The 17,033-nt window shown below is 65.6% G+C and carries 16 protein-coding genes, 1 rRNA gene and 1 pseudogene; 14 read left to right on the top strand and 4 right to left on the bottom strand.

Translation table 11 applies throughout. The annotated features are described in order from the left end of the window. Window positions 1–13: 13 nt before the first annotated feature. Window positions 14–126, top strand: a 5S ribosomal RNA gene (gene rrf, locus Q7J58_RS03410). A 176-nt stretch (window positions 127–302) separates the two neighbouring features. Here the strand turns inward: rrf and pgeF are convergent. Then, entirely contained in the window at window positions 303–1,103 is an 801-nt protein-coding gene (pgeF, locus tag Q7J58_RS03405; RefSeq protein WP_304823435.1) for a peptidoglycan editing factor PgeF, read from the bottom strand. Then, window positions 1,103–1,744 carry a maleylacetoacetate isomerase gene (gene maiA, locus Q7J58_RS03400; RefSeq protein ID WP_304823432.1) on the bottom strand — a complete coding sequence of 214 codons (642 nt, stop codon included), beginning with the start codon at window positions 1,742–1,744 and terminating at the stop codon, window positions 1,103–1,105. Before maiA ends, pgeF begins: the two co-directional genes overlap by 1 nt. 543 nt (window positions 1,745–2,287) lie before the next feature. Between maiA and Q7J58_RS03395 the strand changes: the two genes are divergently transcribed. Beyond that, entirely contained in the window at window positions 2,288–2,785 is a 498-nt protein-coding gene (locus Q7J58_RS03395; protein WP_304823441.1) for a MarR family transcriptional regulator, read from the top strand. A 402-nt stretch (window positions 2,786–3,187) separates the two neighbouring features. Beyond that, on the top strand, window positions 3,188–4,231 hold the full coding sequence (locus Q7J58_RS03390; protein WP_304823429.1) for a TRAP transporter substrate-binding protein: 1,044 nt from the start codon (window positions 3,188–3,190) through the stop codon (window positions 4,229–4,231). A gap of 131 nt (window positions 4,232–4,362) precedes the next feature. Here the strand turns inward: Q7J58_RS03390 and Q7J58_RS03385 are convergent, their stop codons facing one another. Beyond that, window positions 4,363–5,094 (bottom strand): GntR family transcriptional regulator, encoded by a 732-nt coding sequence (locus Q7J58_RS03385; protein ID WP_304823426.1) that lies wholly within the window; start codon window positions 5,092–5,094, stop codon window positions 4,363–4,365. Between the two features lie 146 nt (window positions 5,095–5,240). Here Q7J58_RS03385 and Q7J58_RS03380 point away from each other — a divergent pair, with 146 nt between their 5' ends. The 11 genes and pseudogenes from Q7J58_RS03380 (at window position 5,241) to Q7J58_RS03330 (ending at window position 14,566) form a co-directional block, all read left to right on the top strand. Next, window positions 5,241–6,467 carry a cytochrome P450 gene (locus Q7J58_RS03380; RefSeq protein ID WP_304823423.1) on the top strand — a complete coding sequence of 409 codons (1,227 nt, stop codon included), beginning with the start codon at window positions 5,241–5,243 and terminating at the stop codon, window positions 6,465–6,467. Then, window positions 6,464–7,462, top strand: a complete 999-nt coding sequence (locus Q7J58_RS03375; protein WP_304823421.1) for a PDR/VanB family oxidoreductase — start codon at window positions 6,464–6,466, stop codon at window positions 7,460–7,462. Before Q7J58_RS03380 ends, Q7J58_RS03375 begins: the two co-directional genes overlap by 4 nt. Before the next feature lie 67 nt (window positions 7,463–7,529). Then, the gene (locus tag Q7J58_RS03370) at window positions 7,530–7,946 is read left to right on the top strand and encodes a RidA family protein (protein ID WP_304823418.1); all 417 of its coding nucleotides are present in this window, start codon (window positions 7,530–7,532) and stop codon (window positions 7,944–7,946) included. 17 nt (window positions 7,947–7,963) lie between these two features. Continuing rightward, window positions 7,964–9,511 (top strand): acyl-CoA synthetase, encoded by a 1,548-nt coding sequence (locus tag Q7J58_RS03365; RefSeq protein WP_304823415.1) that lies wholly within the window; start codon window positions 7,964–7,966, stop codon window positions 9,509–9,511. Between the two features lie 34 nt (window positions 9,512–9,545). Then, window positions 9,546–10,214 carry an RraA family protein gene (locus Q7J58_RS03360; RefSeq protein WP_304823412.1) on the top strand — a complete coding sequence of 223 codons (669 nt, stop codon included), beginning with the start codon at window positions 9,546–9,548 and terminating at the stop codon, window positions 10,212–10,214. Between the two features lie 21 nt (window positions 10,215–10,235). After that, window positions 10,236–10,895, top strand: coding sequence for an RraA family protein (locus Q7J58_RS03355; protein ID WP_304823409.1), 660 nt, complete (start codon window positions 10,236–10,238; stop codon window positions 10,893–10,895). Continuing rightward, complete coding sequence (locus Q7J58_RS03350; RefSeq protein WP_304823406.1) at window positions 10,892–11,563, top strand: 4-hydroxy-4-methyl-2-oxoglutarate aldolase; 672 nt, start codon at window positions 10,892–10,894, stop codon at window positions 11,561–11,563. Before Q7J58_RS03355 ends, Q7J58_RS03350 begins: the two co-directional genes overlap by 4 nt. 40 nt (window positions 11,564–11,603) lie before the next feature. Then, complete coding sequence (locus Q7J58_RS03345; protein ID WP_304823403.1) at window positions 11,604–12,692, top strand: amidohydrolase family protein; 1,089 nt, start codon at window positions 11,604–11,606, stop codon at window positions 12,690–12,692. Window positions 12,693–12,703: 11 nt separating this feature from the next. After that, a complete protein-coding gene (locus Q7J58_RS03340) occupies window positions 12,704–13,699 on the top strand; it encodes a protocatechuate 3,4-dioxygenase (protein ID WP_304823400.1) in 996 nt (331 codons plus the stop codon). A gap of 54 nt (window positions 13,700–13,753) precedes the next feature. Then, a pseudogene (locus tag Q7J58_RS03335) lies at window positions 13,754–13,999 on the top strand (acetyl-CoA C-acyltransferase); the annotation flags it as partial. A 51-nt stretch (window positions 14,000–14,050) separates the two neighbouring features. Next, window positions 14,051–14,566: a hypothetical protein gene (locus Q7J58_RS03330; protein ID WP_304823398.1), complete on the top strand. Its 516-nt coding sequence runs from the start codon at window positions 14,051–14,053 to the stop codon at window positions 14,564–14,566. Between the two features lie 59 nt (window positions 14,567–14,625). Here Q7J58_RS03330 and selD read toward each other — a convergent pair whose 3' ends face one another. Further along, window positions 14,626–16,908 carry a selenide, water dikinase SelD gene (selD, locus tag Q7J58_RS03325; RefSeq protein ID WP_304823395.1) on the bottom strand — a complete coding sequence of 761 codons (2,283 nt, stop codon included), beginning with the start codon at window positions 16,906–16,908 and terminating at the stop codon, window positions 14,626–14,628. Between the last annotated feature and the right edge of the window lie 125 nt (window positions 16,909–17,033).

Genomic DNA, 17,033 nt, shown 5'->3' with positions numbered 1-17,033 from the left:
GCAACCCTTTATGCCTGACGACCATAGCAAGTTGGTCCCACTCCTTCCCATCCCGAACAGGACAGTGAAACGACTTCGCGCCGATGATAGTGCGGATTCCCGTGTGAAAGTAGGTCATCGTCAGGCTCTTACCAGCCCCCCAAACCCCCTCGTACCTCACCGTGCCTGGGGGTTTGGGCTTTTCTGTACCTGTCAAGTTCCGTCTGTTTATAAACACGCTTATTGAAGAGTTTCGGCATGAGCTGCGCGACAACGAGGCTCTTCGACAAACTCAGGGTGAACGGATATTTATGGAAACGCCCTTAAACCAGCCAGATGCAGGCGGCCATGCGCCCAGTGCTGCCGAGGTCGGCGGCGTCGCGGCGGTGCGAAAAAAAACGTGAAGATTGTGTGAACGTACACCAAGGTGCTGTTCCATCGTTGCCGGTCACCTGCGTGATTCCCATAGCACCCAGTTGCCCGAGTGCCAGCGCCGGCAGATTGGCCAGAAACTTGCCCCCACTGCTTGCTTCAAACGCTTTTTGCGCTTCAGGCCGCCGCGCCACAAACGCCTCGCGCACCTCAGCGCCGACTTCAAAAGCGGTAGGTCCAATGCAAGGGCCCAGCCAGGTCAACGTTTCTTGGGCCACGCTGGCGGGCGTGGCTGCTGGGTCGGTCCGCTGCACAGCCACCACCAAGGCCGACAGAGTGCTCTCCAGAACACCTTGCGCCAGTCCCCGCCAGCCCGCATGGGCAGCAGCCACCACGGCACCCGATGTATGGGCAAAAAGCACCGGTAAACAATCGGCCACCATGATCGTGCAGGCCAAGCCGGGCGTGGTGCTCAGGCACGCATCAGCCGCCGTGCCGTCAAGCGTGTCTGCGTCCAGTGGCAGCACTGCGGCGCCATGCACCTGCTCTAAAAAAACCGGCCGCCGCCCCAAGGCATGAGCAAGCTGTTCCCGGTTGCGGGCAACAGCGGCGGGCGCATCGCGCACATGGTTGCCCAAGTTGAAGCTGTCGAATGGTGCCACCGACACACCGCCCGAACGGCTGGTGAACACGGCGCGCACCGAAGCCGGCGCAGCCCAATCAGGGACGATCCAGTCTGCCGTAAACGCCATCAGGCTTCGGCGTCCGGGCAGGCCGAAGGCTGCGCTTGCTGGAACGCTGGCAACGCCATGCAGGCTTCAAACGCTGCCATGGTGCGCGGCAAGCCATCCAAGTTGGTGTTGAAGCGTTGACCATTGAAGATCTGCGGCACCAGGCAGCAGTCGGCCAGGGTAGGCGTGTCACCAAAACAATAAGGCGATGGCGGCTGCTGCGCCAGCTGCCGCTCAAACGATTCCAGCCCAGTGCGCACCCAGTGGCGGTACCAGGTGTTCTTTGTTTCTTCGTCCACTTTCAGCTCTTTGCTCAGGTACTTCAACACCCGCAGATTGTTGATGGGGTGGATCTCGCAGGCAATGGACTGCGCCAGCGCACGCACGCGCGCTCGATCCAGCGCATTGGCCGGCACCAGGGCGGGCGTGGGGTATGTCTCGTCCAGGTACTCCATGATGGCCATGGATTGCGACAGCCGCGTGCCGTCGTCCAACTCCAGTGCAGGCACCAGTTGGTCGGCTGCAATGTCGGCGTAATCCGCCAGCCTGTGCTCGCCCTTGGCAAGATGCACCGGCACGTATTCGTAGGCCAGCCCCTTGAGCGCCAGCGCAATGCGCACGCGAAACGAGGCAGATGAACGGAAGTAGTTATAGAGCTTCATGGTCCGCAAGGATAGCTTAGGAAAGCTATCCTTGCGCCATGAAGGAGCGGCCTGGGGGGGCGGTGTGCCGCTGTTCCAAGGCTGGAGGAACAGGTCACTCCGAGTACCCCAGTGGCGGCCACGCACTGGAGCTCGCGCAAGATGGCTGCCCAGATTGTCGTCAGACCCAGTACGATGATGCGCCACTGGCAAACCTGCTGCACCGTCGAGCGCTTGATGAAGCGCCCGGCTGGTCGTGGCCAATCCGTGAATCGGTGGAGTTGGCCACGCTGCAAGGGGTGTCCTGGTTCAACCGTCCACCGACGGCTCGAACCCATCGGGTACATTCCGTCGGCAGAAGCGGAGGCCAACTGCTATTGGCAACACGCCGTCAGGTCTCCACGGTGGAGGGCTGACGCAAACCAAGCGACGTCCACAATTCCCGGGGTGGTTTGCCACATTGCCATTTCAGTCTTCGTTGGTGCTGCGTTTCATCTTGACATACTCAGCAGGTCAACACCACGTGTTTTTCGAAACGGTTTGCGGCCACGCCAACATTTACCCATGTCTTCGTCGTCCATCACCCCAGTCGCATCGCCCAGAGCTTTTTTTCAAGTGTTGAAGCTGCACCAACGGGTGTATGCAACGCTTGAAGCGGCACTGGCTCATCAGGACCTGACGCCCCCTCAGTACACGGCCTTGAGCCTGGTCCGGTACCACGAGCCCGTGAGCCCCGCCGAACTCTCCAGGAAGCTGGGGATCACGACGCAGTCCACGGGGGAAACCGTCAAGGCGTTGGAATCTCGGGGCTTGATCACGCGCGCACCGATACCCAACAACAAGCGTTCGATCTCGCTGCTTCTGACTGCTTCTGGGCACCGGGCGCTGTCGAGCGCCGATCAGATCGTGGTGGAGGCCGAGCAGAAGTTCTTCTCCCGGCTGAGTCCCAGGGCGTTTCAACGCTTGCTGGATGGAATCCGTGTGTTGAGGGATGAGACCCATCCGTCGCCGCCCCCTACAGACAAGAACCCGGACAGGCATGAGAAGGTGTTGCGCAAGTAGGCGATGCGTCTGCGCGTAGCAGACGAACAGGCATAGCCAGAAGACGCTCAGCGCGTGTCCGCATCGAGGCGCGGGTTCAGCGGAGGGGGCGGTCTTCTTCGTGGGTGTGCTCAAAACCTCCCCCTCCGCTGAATCCGCACAAGACCTTGCAAGCCCTGATCCAGGAATCCACCGCGCTGTTCACGACCTTGCTGGGAGGCGTTGTTCGGACACGCCCGAAAAACGCTCAGCCGCTATGTCCAGCTGAAAGGGGCCAGCGGTGGGCCGCAGGCCCGACATGGGATAAACACCAATACTTCAAAAATGAATTCAATATAGGATTCATATTGCGATTGGATGGACCTTGACGGCCTCCAGTGGCACTACCTTGCCTTGAAATGGCATCAATAGAAGGAGACACAGATGAAAAAACGTCGGTTGTTGAAGGTCTTGGGTGGCTTGCTGGGCTTGGCAGCGCTGGCTGGCCCGGCTTCTGCGCAAGAGGTCATGTTGCGTGTGCACTGGGCGACGCCCGAGCAGGCGCCCATTGCCCGGTTCGGGCTTCAGGAATGGGCCAAGAAGGTCGAGACCCAATCGGCCGGGCGCATCAAGATCCAAAGCTTTTATTCAATGAGCCTGGGTGGCACACCCGCGCAGTTGTTTGATCAGGTCCGGGACGGTCAGGTGGATATCTCCGCCACGGTGCTGGGCTACACGCCTGGGCGCTTTACCCGGACGGAAGTTTTCGAATTGCCCTTCATGACCCTGGCGGGAGAGGGTGCTGCGCAGAAGACGTCGCGGGCGCTCTGGGAATACACAGCAAAGAACGCCATGGACGAGCTGAAGGAGGTGCGCCTGCTCGCCATCTTCTCTGCCGGCCCTGGGCTGGTGCATTCCCGCGAGGCGATCACCAAGATGGAGGACATGCGGGGCAAGAAGATCCGGGGCGGTTCGCGCATCGTCAACAACATGCTGAGCAAACTGGGTGCCAGCCCGGTGGGCATGCCGTTCACGTCCATTCCCGAGGGGCTCTCCAAGGGCGTGCTGGATGCCACACTGAGCCCCTGGGAGCTGGTGCCACCGCTGCGTCTGCAAGATCTGGTCAAGAACCACACCGACTTTGTGGGCGGTCGGAGCCTGTACAACGGGGTGAACGCGATGTTCATGAACAAGGCCAGCTACGACAAGCTGCCTGCGGATCTGAAGAAAGTCATTGACGACAACACCGGGCTGGAGACCTCCGCCCTGTTCGGCAGTGCCATGGACACCGGTGACAAGGGTGGTCGAGGGCTGACCGAGAAGGCCGGCAACCGGCTGATTCACCTGGATGCTGCCGAAACGCAGCGCTGGATGAAAGCGACCGAAAGCGTGGAGAAGGAGTGGATCGTCGACGTGGCCAAGAAGGGCATCGACGGCAAAAAGTTGGTGGACGATGCGCGTGCCTTGATCGAGAAGCACGCCAAATAGAACCATCCGGCGCACTGGGCGCCTGCAGGGCGGACGGATTTCAGGGTTCGTTCGCCCTTTTCTTTGGCGACTGGACCATCGGTCTGCGGCTTGAGGGTCGAAGGTCCGGGCAGAGGGCCGGGCGGTACATGTCAAGACGTCTGAAAGAAATTCAGGGAGTCGGCTTCCGGGGTGGCCGTCTTGGACTCAATGGGCTTCAGGCCCGCGGCGGTGCTGGTCCGGTGTTCGCGCATGACCTGTACACAGATCTGGTGGTCTTTGGTGAGCAGGCTTTCAATGATGGCGTCGTGTTCCGCACAGGTTTTCAGGCGCGCAGCGCGTTCCGAAAACTTGGTGGCAATGAACAGGTCGGCCAGTGCCCACAGCCTTCGCACCTCATCAAGGATGACTTTGTGGGGCGACATGTCGAATATCTGCAGGTGGAACTCCCGGTTCAGGCGCACCAGTGGCGCCCAGTCGTCTGCGAAGGACACTCTGCGCATCTCCTCATTGAGGGTTCTCAGGCGCTTCAGACCGTCTTCGTCGGGCCACTGAATGGACCGCAGCAATTCGTCTTCCAGCAACTGCAGCATGCGGGAAATCTGGGCCAGCTCGTTGGGCGCGCGCTTGGTCACGAAATAGCCCTGGTTGGGGCGGTGCAGGAGCATGCCCTGGTCGGCCAGCACGTTCAGGGCTTCGCGCAGCGGCACCCGGCTGATGCCCAGTTCCTCGGCCATCTCCTGCTGCCGGATCTGTTCCCCAGGATTGAGCTCTCCGCTGGCGATCTTCTTTCGCAGGAACTGAAGCGCTCGTTCCATGGACTTGGCCTTGGGCAAAGAGGTTTGGAGGTCGCTGGTGGGTTTCATGGTGCGCAGGTGAAGCATGAGGCTTCCTAGTAGGACTCAGATTTGGAGTGTATCCATCCGTGTTAACCCTTATTGTTTTCAATATTGAATTCAATAAGATATTCAATATCAAGACGCCGCTGCGGGACGGGTTGGCGTCAGTTCTTCGGCATCCAGGAGCAGACATGGCCAGCACCCCCCAATTTGTGTTCGATCCCTACAGCATGGCCGTGCAGGAGGACCCGTATCCGTTCTATGCGGTGCTGCGACGCGAACATCCCTTGTACTGGTCTGAGGCCGGCCGGTGCTGGGCGCTCTCGCGGTTCGACGACATCGCCATGGCCTGCAGCGATGGTGTGCGCTTTTCGTCCGCCAGGGGCAATGTGCTGGACGACGATCCGGCGCGCATGGGGCGCACGCTGGGAACCAGCGATGCGCCCAAGCACGACCAGCTGCGTGCGCTGGTCAATGCGGCGTTCATGCGGGGGCGGGTGCTGGAGCGCGAAGCGCAGATCCGTCAGTACGCGCAAGAGTATCTGGATGCGTTCGTGCAAGCGGGTGGTGGTGACCTGATCCAGGCGCTGTCGGCCCGCATCAGCGCCTCGACCATCTGCGGCATCCTGGGCTTCGACCGCGCCGACCACCTGCAACTGAAGCAGTGGGTGGACGGCTTGGTCTACCGCGATCCGGTGACACGCCAGTTGCCGGAATCGGGGCACGAAGCGCGCCGGGCCATGATTGCCTACGCGCAGAACACCATCGCACAGCGCCGTGAAAAGCCCGAAGACGACCTCATCAGCGCGCTGATCCAGGCCGAGGTCGAGGGCCACAAGCTGTCCCCCGAAGACCTGATGCACACCGTCGCCACCCTGCTGGGCGCGGGCATCGAGAGCTCCTCCAGCTTCATCGGCAACGCCATGCTCGCCCTGCACGAGCACCCCGACCAGGCGCAGCTGCTGGCAGCGAACCTGGGCATGGCGCCCCAGGCGATCGAGGAGATGCTGCGCTACGACACGCCGACGCAGCGATTCCACCGCACGGCCACGCAGGACATCGAGATGCATGGCAAGGTCATCCAGTCCGGTCAGAGCGTGCTGGTCATGTACGGTTCGGGCAACCGCGACGAGACCAAGTTCAAGGACCCCGACCGGTTCGACATCACCCGCCCCCCGTCGCGCCACCTGGGCTTCGGCAACGGCGTGCACTTCTGTCTGGGATCGCAGCTGGCCAAGGCGGTGAGCCGCATCTTCTTGGAAGAGTGGTTCGCGCGGGTCCAGTCGTTTTCCATCGTTCGCGACCAGGTGGTGCGCATGCACTCGCCGGTGTTCCGCGGGCTGCGGTCGATGCCGGTGCGAGTGACCACGCATGGATCGGCCGGTCTGCCCCCCATGCATCTCGCCCCAGCCGCATGACCACCGCACCCGCCATGGATCAGCAGGGCGCCTTGAGCGTTCGCGTCCACCGCATCCGCACCCTGGCCGAAGGCATCAGGGAGATCGAGCTTCGCGCCACCGATGGCGACCGCCTGCCGGCGTTCACGGCGGGTGCCCACATCGACGTGGAGATTCCCGCACCCGGTGGGGCGGGTCTGGTGCGCCAGTACTCGCTGGCCGGCGACCCCGCAGACCGCAGCCGTTACCTGATCGGTGTCGGCCTGGACGCGTTGTCCCGGGGCGGATCGGCGTACCTGCACCAGGCCCTGCGGGAAGGCGATGCACTGCGCATCGGCGCGCCGCGCAACCACTTCCCGCTGAACGAGGGGGCCGGCCTGAGCCGGCTCGTGGCGGGTGGCATCGGCGTGACGCCGCTGGTGGCCATGGCACGCCGACTGTCTGCGCTGGGCCGGCCCTGGGAACTGTTCCTGTGCGCGCGCACACCCGAACGGGCGGCCTACCTGCCGGAGCTTCAGGCACTGCCGGGCGGGCGGGTGATGCCCGTCTTCGACGGTGTGCCGGGCGGTCACCCCATCGACTTCGCATCGGTCTTTGGCGACGCGCCGGACGACACCCACTTCTACTGCTGCGGCCCCGGCTCGTTGATGGAGGCCTTCGAGGCCGCCGCACAAGGCGTTTCCGCCAACCGGGTGCATGTGGAGTGGTTCAAGCCGAGGGCGCCCGCACAGCCCGCCGACCACGGTGATCGCGCCTTCACGGTGAAGCTGGCCCGGCAGGGCATCGAGATCACCGTTCCGGCGGGAAAAAGCATGCTGGACGCGATCCTGGAGGCGGGCGGGAACGTGCCGCACTCCTGCTGCGACGGCGTGTGCGGCACCTGTGAGACCACCGTGCTGGACGGCATTCCAGACCACCGCGACTCGGTGCTCTTCGGCGCCGACGCCGAGGCCAACGACCGGATCATCGTCTGCGTGTCCCGGGCCAGGAGTGCCACGTTGACGCTCGATCTGTGAGACACGGGCGCTGCGCAGTACCCATGACGTGCATGGCCGACAAGACCCCCTCTTCAGGAAGAAATCCATGAGCGACACATTCAAACGGTCTCTGGAGATCCCAGGCGTCTCGCACGGGGGTGCACCCATTCCCATGGGCGCGCGCGTGGGGCCGCTGCTGTGCTCTTCCGGCATCCCCGGGGTGGACCCGGCCACCGGGCAGCTGCCATCCAGCGCCGCCGAACAGGCCCGCCACGCCTTCGCCAACCTCAGGGCGGTGCTGGCCGCAGGCGGCGCCACCCTGGCCGACGTCGCCAAGCTCACGGTCTACATCAAGGACAACCAGGCACGCGAGCCACTGAATGCCGAGTGGCTGGCGTGTTTCCCGGACCCCCACGACCGCCCCGCACGCCACACCCTGGTGTACGACCTGCAGCACGGCATGTGGCTGCAGCTCGAAGTGATCGCCTATGTGAAAGCCGATCAGCGAAACGCCACCCCCTGAACCGAAGGACCCCCCACATGAGTTCTCCAATCTCACGCCAGACCCTCGGCGACCTGCTGCGCCGCTCGCGCCAGCGCTATCCGCACAAGCTGGCCATCCGTTGTGGCAGCACCGACTGGACCTACGCCCAGTTCGACGACGTGAGCAACGCCTTCGCGCGCGGCCTGGCAGCGCAGGGCGTTGAAGTCGGTGACCGGGTCGCGATCATCTCGCGCAACTCCCACGCCTTTGCCGCGTTGCGCTTTGCCGTCGCCCGGCTGGGCGCGGTGCTGGTGCCCATCAACTTCATGCTCAGCGCCGAAGAGGCGAACTATGTGCTGCAGCACTCGGGTGCCACCGTGCTGTGTGTCGACAGCGGCCATGCCGACAAAGGCCGCGAAGCCGCCAAGGGCACGAAGGTGGCGACCTTCATCTGGATGCCCAGCGAGGCGCCCACCGAGCCCGTCGCGGGCATGTTGACCTTCGATGCGCTGTGCCAGCCCGGGCCGGCGCCCGAGCGCGAGCTCGACGGCCGTTTGCCCGCCCAGCTGATCTACACCAGTGGCACCGAGTCGCGGCCCAAGGGCGCCTCGCTGTCGCACGAGGCGGTGATCGCCGAGTACGTCACGTCCCTGGTGGACACCGAGATCGCCGCCGGCGACACCTTGCTGCACGCGCTGCCGCTCTACCACTGCGCGCAGCTCGACTGCTTCCTTGGTCCGGCGGTCTACGCGGGCGCCAGCAACGTGATCACCGGCGCGCCCACGGCCGACAACATCCTCAAACTCGCAGCGGCCAATCGGGTCTCGTCCTTCTTCGCGCCGCCCACGGTCTGGATCGCGCTGCTGCGCTCGCCAGACTTCGACCGCACCGACCTGAGCCAATTGCGCAAGGGTTACTACGGCGCTTCCATCATGCCGGTGGCGGTGCTCAAGGAAATCCAGCAGCGCCTGCCAGCGGTGCGCCTGTGGAACCTCTACGGCCAGACCGAGATGGCGCCGATTGCCACCGTGCTCAAGCCCGAAGACCAGCTGCGCAAGGCGGGCTCCGCCGGCCGCCCGGCGATCAACGTGGAAACCCGCGTGGTGGACGACGACATGAACGACGTCCAGCCCGGCGAGGTCGGCGAAATCGTGCACCGCTCGCCCCAGTTGCTCAGCTGCTATTACAACGACCCGGAGAAAACGGAAGCGGCCTTCGCGGGCGGCTGGTTCCACAGCGGCGACCTGGGGGTGCTCGACGACGAGGGTTACCTCACCGTGGTCGACCGCAAGAAAGACATGATCAAGACCGGCGGTGAAAACGTGGCCAGCCGCGAGGTCGAGGAATTCCTCTACCGGATTCCCCAGGTCTCCGAGGTCGCCGTGATCGGGCTGCCCGATCCGAAATGGATCGAAGCGGTCACGGCGGTGATCGTGCTCAAGGCCGGGCAAACGCTCACCGAGGCCGAGGTCTTCAAGGCCTGCGACGGGCACCTGGCTCACTTCAAGACGCCCAAGCGGGTGGTCTTCATCGACGCCCTGCCCAAGAACCCCAGCGGCAAGGTGGTCAAGCGCGATCTGCGCGTGCGCTTTGCGCCGGCCTGAGCGGGCCAGGCCAACAGAACCAAGGAAACCACAGATGAACGAATGGACCCAGCGACTGCTGCGGCTGGACTGCTGCGCCGTGTCGGACGCGATGGACAAACTGGGCTTGCGCGACCGCGTGGCCAGCGGCCTGGAGCAGCGCGCCACCACGCGCCGCATCGCGGGCCGGGTGGTCACCTACCGCCTGGTGCCCGCCGCCGAAGCACCGCCGGCCGACCCGGCCCAGCCGCCTCGCCACCTGGGCACCACGGCGGTCGACCTGGCCCAGCCGGGCGAGGTGATCGTGGTGGAGCAGAAGACCGGCATCGACGCCGGTAGCTGGGGCGGCATCCTGACCCTGGGCGCCAAGGTCAAGGGCGTGGCCGGGGTGGTGGTGGACGGCCCGGTGCGCGACATCGACGAAGCCCGCGCCTACGACTTCCCGGTCTACTGCCGCGCGCTGACCGCGCGCACGGCACGCGGCCGCGTCGCCGAGCTGGAGACCAATGGCACGGTGACCATCGGCCCGGTCAGCGTGCAGGCAGGCGACTACGTGATTGCTGACGCCAGCGGCGTGGCCTTCATCCCGGCGGCCGATGCCCAGCGGGTGATCGAGGCCGCGGAAATGATCGCCGGCCGCGAGGCCGCGATGGCCAAGGCCTTGCTGGCCGGGAAGCCCCTCCCTGAGGTGATGGGCGCCGACTACGAACACATGCTGCGCTGAACAGACAAAGGAAACACCGACATGACCGACAAGAACGTGGATCGCGCGAGCCGCCTGGACACCGCCACGCTGAGCGACGCCCTGGACCGCCTGGGCCTCAATGGCCAGTGCTACAAGATCAAGCCGCGCTCCAGTGACTTCCGCATGGCGGGCCGCGCCTGGACGCTGCTGTACGGGCCGGCCGGTTCGCCCGCCGGCACCGTGGGCGACTACATCGACGACGTGGCACCCGGCAGCGTGATCGTGCTCGACAACGGCGGGCGCGACAACGTCACCGTCTGGGGCGACATCCTCACCGAGGTGGCGCACAAGAAGGGCATCGCCGGTACCGTGATCGACGGCATCAACCGCGACGTGTCGCTGTGCCTGGAACTGGGCTATCCCATCTACAGCCGCGAGAACTGGATGCGCACCGGCAAGGACCGCGTGCAGGTCGAGGCGACCCAGGTGCCGGTGAACATTGGCGATGCCCGTGTCTGCCCGGGCGACCTCATGCGCGGTGACGCCGACGGCGTGGTGGTGATCCCGAAGGAGCACGAAGACGCGGTGCTGGACGCGGCCGAGGAGATCCAGGCGGCCGAAGACGCGATCCGCGCCTCGGTGCGCGAAGGCATGTCGTTGCGCGAGGCGCGCGAGAAGCACCGCTACCACCAGCTGCAGACCCGCAGGAGCCGCGCATGAGCGGCACGTCCCTCGAAAAGCCGGTGGGTCCCACCATCGGCTCCGTGGTGAACCGCCCCGAAGCCGCCGTGGTCGAGACGGCCAGAGCCCTGCCCACCGCCACGCTGCACGAGGCCGGTGGCCGCATTGGCGTCATGCCATCGGCCATCAAGCCGGTGGCGCCGGGCATGAGAGTCTGCGGCACGGCCGTGACGGTGGATTCGCCCGGGGGCGACAACCTCTGGCTGCACCGCGCTCTGTATGTCGCGGAGCCGGGCGACGTGCTGGTGGTCCATGTGAGGGGCTTCCACGACTTCGGCTACTGGGGCGAGATCATGTCGCTGGCCGCGAAAGTGCAGGGCCTGGGCGGCCTGGTGATCGACGGCTGCGTGCGCGACGGCGCCATCCTGGCCGACTTCGGCCTGCCAGTGTTTGCGCGCGGCCTGTGCATCCGTGGCACCGGCAAGGACTACGGCGCACGCGGCTGGATCAACTTCCCCACGCTGTTCGACGACCTGGTGGTGAACCCGGGCGACCTCATCGTCGGCGACACCGACGGCGTGGTGGCCATCCCTTCTTCGCGCGCCCGCCAGGTGGTCGATGCCGCCGTGCAGCGGGAGCAGAAGGAGGCATTGGTTCTTGATCGGCTTCGCCAGGGTGAACGCACCCTGGAGGTCTACAACTTCTGAACGCATTGCGTCCCGATTCAACTTTCTCAAAGGAATCTTCATGATCATCGACGTCCACGGCCACCTGTGCGCTTCCCCCAAGCTGTACGCCTGGTTCACCTTGCTGCTGGCCAGCCGCGCCACCTACGGCACGCCGCCCCCGCCGTTCTCCGACGACGAATTGCTGTCGCTGCCCGAGACGCGCCGCAACCTGGAGGCCATCGACGCCGCCGGCACCGACGTGCAGCTGATCTCGCCCCGGCCCTTCACCATGTTCCACGCCGAGAAGCCCGGCCGCGTGGCGCACCGCTGGAACGAAGGCGTCAACGCCTACATCGCCCAGCTGTGCCGCGTGCTGCCCGACCGCTTTGCCGGCATCTGCGGCCTGCCGCAACCGGCGGGCGAACCCATCGCCACCTCGCTGCCCGAGCTGGAGCGCTGCATCAAGGAATACGGCTTCGTGGGCTGCCTGCTCGACCCGGACCCGGGCGAGGGCGACAACCAGACCCCGGCGCTGGGCGACGAGTACTGGTACCCGCTGTACGAGAAGCTGTGCGAGCTGGACGTGCCCGCCCACGTGCATTCCACCGGCAACCAGCACGGCCGGGGCAGCTACAGCACGCACTTCATCGACGAAGAAAGCCTGGCCATCCTGTCGCTGGTGAACTCGCGCGTGTTCCTCGACTTCCCCAAGCTCAAGATCATCGTCTCGCACGGTGGCGGGTCGGTGCCCTACCAGGTGGGCCGCTGGCGCGCTGAGCGCCTGCACCCGGTGATCGCCAAGAACGTGGCGCTCAACGAGAGCTTCGACGAAAGCCTGCGCCGCCTCTACTACGACACCGTCATTCACTCCAAGGACTCGTTGGCCCTCCTGATCAAGCTCGTGGGCAGCGACCGCGTGGTGTTCGGCACCGAGAACCCGGGCTCGGGCACGGCGCTCAACCCCGAGACCGGCCGCTCGTTCGACGACATCAAGTTCCTGCTCGAACAGGTCGAGGGTCTGACCGAGCTGGACCTCGCCAACATCTACGAGAACAACGCCCGCCGCCTGTTCCCGGGCCTGAAGGCCAAGGGTGGTGCGCCAGCGTCCGTTGCCGATGCCGGCAAGTACCTCTCGGCCGCCAACGCCCGCCAGGGCATAGGCATGTAAGAGGCGGCGGCATGGCCAAAATCGTATTGGGCATCGGCACCTCCCACAGCCCCTTGCTGGTGCTCGGTGGCTCCGAGTGGGAATACCGCTCGCAGGACGACCGGCGCAACAAGTCCCTCAACACCCTGGATGGTCGCAAGCTTTCCTACGACGAGCTGGTCGCCGAGCGCGGTGAGCCTTACGGGCGCGAAGCCGACCCGGCCGGGTTTCCTGCCCTGGCGGCGCGTGCCGAGGCGGCGCTCGACCGCCTGGCGGTGGCGCTCAAAGAGGCCCGGCCCGACGTGGTGCTGGTCGTGGGTGACGACCAGGGCGAACTGTTCGGCCCCGACAACCAGCCCGCGATTTCCGTGTTCCACGGGCCCGAACTGGTCATGAAGCCGTTCGAGCACCTGAGCGGCATGCCGCCCTGGGCCAACCAGGCGTTCTGGGCGGGCTACCGCATGGACCTGCCGCACCGTTACCCGGCCGCGCCCGAGCTGGGCCTGGACCTGGTGCATGGCCTGATCCGGCAAGGGGTGGACGTGTCGTCTTCAGACCGGGTGGCCGACCCGGCGGTGCGCGGCTTCGGCCACGCCTTCGGCTTCGTGATCCAGCGCCTGATGAAGGACCTGAGCATTCCGATGCTGCCGGTCCTGCTCAACACCTACTTCCCCCCCAACGTGCCAACCGCAGCGCGCTGCTACGAGATCGGCCAGAAGATCCAGGCGGCGCTGGCGGGGTCTGCGTCGCCCGCGCGTGTGGCCGTGATCGCCTCTGGCGGCCTGAGCCATTTCCTGTGCGAGGAAGCGTTCGACCGGGAACTGGTCGATGCGCTGGTGAAGAACCACATCGACACCTTGACGACCGTGCCACAGGCGGCCATGACCTCGGGCTCTTCCGAGGTGCGCAACTGGATCACCGTGGCGGGCATGGTCTCGCACCTGAGCACGGACTTCGTCGAGTACATCCCGGTCTACCGCACGCCCGCCGGCACCGGCATCGGTCTGGGCTTCATGACCTGGCGCTGAGCATCGCACGAACATCCCGCGCGCCTCGCACGCTGATCTGACACCAAGACCCCAGACGTGATCGAGTCCAACGAAGCCTTTGCCGCGCAGGCCTGTGCCGCCACCCAACTCCTGGGGCTGGACCCGGTCAAGGTCAACCCGAATGGCTCGGGCATTTCGCTGGGCCACCCGGTAGGCTCCACCGGCGCCATCACCACCAAGGCGATCTACGAACTGCATCGCCCGGGCGGCCGGCATGCGCTGGCCACGATGTGCATCGGAGGTGGTCAAGGCATTGCCGCGATCGTTGAGCGGGTGTGATGCCCATTTCGACCGTCACGGTGAAAGGCTTGCCCGGTTTTGTGGTCAACCATGCACGTCTTCATGGCAGGAGTTGACTTTCACACCCTGCGCGCCGATCCGGTGGGAAGCGCTTCGGCATTGATCGAGCATATGAACGAGGCAACGCTGTTGCTCGCCGGCATGGGTGCGCCCGCCATCGCGAAGGTGCATGGTGTGGCGGCGGGTGCCGGGTTGAGTCTGGTCCTGCCGTTGCTTCGTGTCCGAAAAGACCAAGCCGCTACGCACCGCTGTGGGGCACAAAGCGGTGGGGAGAAGGCCCGGTGGGGCAGGTTGGGCCGAGACTTTGTTAGAGTTCCATCAACCATGAAGCCATTTCGAAAACACAACGCCGTCAATCCGCCAGATGCGGGCAGGAGACCAGCGCAGTCCCTGTCCGATCAGCGTTACCAAGACTTGCTCAAGAGTGCCAGTGCGTTCTTCACATCGGCCGAAAAATCCACCGAACAGCGTCGGCAGGAAATCATCGATGAGATCAACGCCGTGATGCGCCGTTACGGACTGACGGTGGACGACCTGGTTTTGTAGCGCACCACGGTCCATGCTTGTCGGTGCGAGGGCGATGTTTGGAGGGCGTGCACGCCTTGTCAGCCGCTCAGCACCACCGGCTCCAGCGCGTCTGTGGCGCCGCTGATGCGCCCGATGATGGCGGTGTGCGGGTAGCCCGCCGCGTGCAGGGCCTGCACGCAGGCGTTGGCCTGGTCGGCGGGCACGCTGGCCAGCAGGCCGCCAGCCGTTTGCGGGTCGAACAGCAGCGGGTAGCGCGGGTCTTGCACAAAGGCTTCGGCGTTGCGCAGCGCGCGACGCAGGCGCACATTCGCCGGTTGCAGCGAGCTCACAATGCCGGCCTGCACGCATTCCACCGCGCCGTCGAGCACCGGCAAGGCGCTCAAGTGCAGTACGGCGTCCACGCCCGAGGGGCGGGTCATTTCCACCAGATGCCCGAGCAGGCCGAAGCCGGTGAGGTCGGTGCAGGCGGTGGCGCCGTGTTCGCGCAAGACACGGGCGCCGGCCTGATTGGACAGCACCATGGAGCGCAGGGCGGCGTCGATCCAACGGCCTTTGGCGGCGTGCTGTGCGTGGGCGGCAAAGAGGGTGCCGGTGCCGATGGGCTTGGTGAGCAGCAGCACGTCGCCGGGGCGCGTGCCGCCGTTGCGCTGCACGCCGTGCATGTCCTCGTCGATGTGCCCGTTCACCGCGAAGCCCAGCGCCAGCTCGCGGCCCTCGCCGGTGTGGCCGCCGACGAGGGCGCAGCCGGCGGCGTTGAGCACCTCGACGGCGCCGGTCATCATCTGCAGCAGCAGGTCTTCCACCTGGGCCTCCAGGCCCGGGGGCACGGTGGCGATGGCGGTGGCGCTTTGGGCTTGTGCGCCCATGGCGAAGATGTCGCCCAGGGCGTGGTTGGCGGCGACCTGGCCAAAGAGGTAGGGGTCGTCGATGAAACTGCGGAAGAAGTCCACCGTGTGCACCATGGCCTGGCCCGGCGGCACGCGCACGACAGCGGCGTCGTCGGGCGCGTGCAGGCCAATCAGCACGTCGTCGCGCTGCACCGGCTGCAGGCTGCCCAGCGCCCGGGTCAAGATGCTGGCGCCGACCTTGGCGCCGCAGCCACCGCAGCGCATGGCAATGGCGGATATGGCCTGGCGCGATTCGTCGGCGCTGAGCGCCAGGCGGCTGGGGGGCGCTGCGCCGGGGCGAGCGGGGGCCATGGCGGGCAGCTCGGTGAATTGGCGCATGAAGCGGCGGTCGATACGGTCTTTCCAGCGCCAGACCCAGGCGCCGGCGAAACCCAGGCGCCCGCGCGAGGCGACGGCGAAGCGGTCGCCGGTGGAGATGAGCGCCAGCCAGCGGCGCTGCGGTGTGTAGGCCACCAGCGGCTGGCCGCGCAGGGCCTGGCGCAGGTTGCGCGCCAGCGGGGGGCCCATGCGCACGGCGAAGACTCCGGCTTTCTCCAGCGGGCGTGCGGTGAACGAGGCCACGTCGCCGGCGGCAAAGATGTTGGGGTCGGTGAGGGTTTGCAGGTGTTCGTTGATGTGGATGAACCCGTGGGCGTCCAGTGCCAGGCCGGTGCTTGGCAGCCAGGCGGGGCCGCCTGCCTGGGTCACCCACAGCGTTTCATCGGTGTCAAAGCGGCGGCCATCTTGCGTGTGCAGGCAGCCCGGGGTGACCTTCGTCACCTCGGCATGCGTGTGCACCGCCACGCCCCGGTCATGCAACACGCGGGCAAAACGCGCCCGCACGCCGGGGTTGTGGGTGGGCAAGATCGTGTCGCCGGCCGTGAGCAACACAAAGCGCAGCAGGTCGGGGCTACGGCCCAGCGCCTGCAGCTCGTGGCGCAGCCGGTATTGCATGGACAGCACCAGTTCCACCCCGCCCGCGCCACCGCCCACCACGGCCACCGTGAGCGGTGTCTGCAGTTCGCGCACCCGGGCGAGCAGGTTCAGCCAGCGCTGGTTGAATTGCGCAATGGGCTTCACCGGCACGCTGTGGGCCTGGGCGCCCTCGACCTGGCGCACATTGGGCGTGGACCCGGTGTTGATGGACAGCAGGTCGTAGGGCACCGAGGGTCGGCCCCGCAGCATCACGCGCTGGTTGGCGCGGTCCAGCCCGGTGACTTCAGCGCGGATGAAGCGCGCCTTGGCAAACGCGGCCAGTCGGCCCAGGTCGATGTGCACATCGTCAAAGCTGTAATGTCCCGAGATGTAGCCGGGCAGCATGCCGGAGTACGGCGTGTCCACGTCGGTGCAAATGAGGGTGGTGCGCAGGCCGGGCTCGGGTTGCATGGCCAGCATCCGCAGCACCACCACATGGCTGTGACCACCGCCGACGAGCACCAGGTCGCGCAGGACGGGTTGTTCTGAAACTTGCATGGGAATCTTCTTGAGGCTGTTCCTCTGATCATAGAGGTGGGGCCTTGGGTGCTGGTGCGTTGCCCGAATCGGCCGTGCGGGCCATGGGGTGGTGTCTGGGCACCGCAACTTCTGCGGCTGTCTCG

This window comes from Hydrogenophaga sp., assembly GCF_030656115.1.
Classification (GTDB): Bacteria; Pseudomonadota; Gammaproteobacteria; order Burkholderiales; family Burkholderiaceae_C; genus Hydrogenophaga.
The sequence above is the reverse complement of the archived record's forward strand: the minus strand, read 5'-3'. Positions and strand labels throughout refer to the sequence as shown.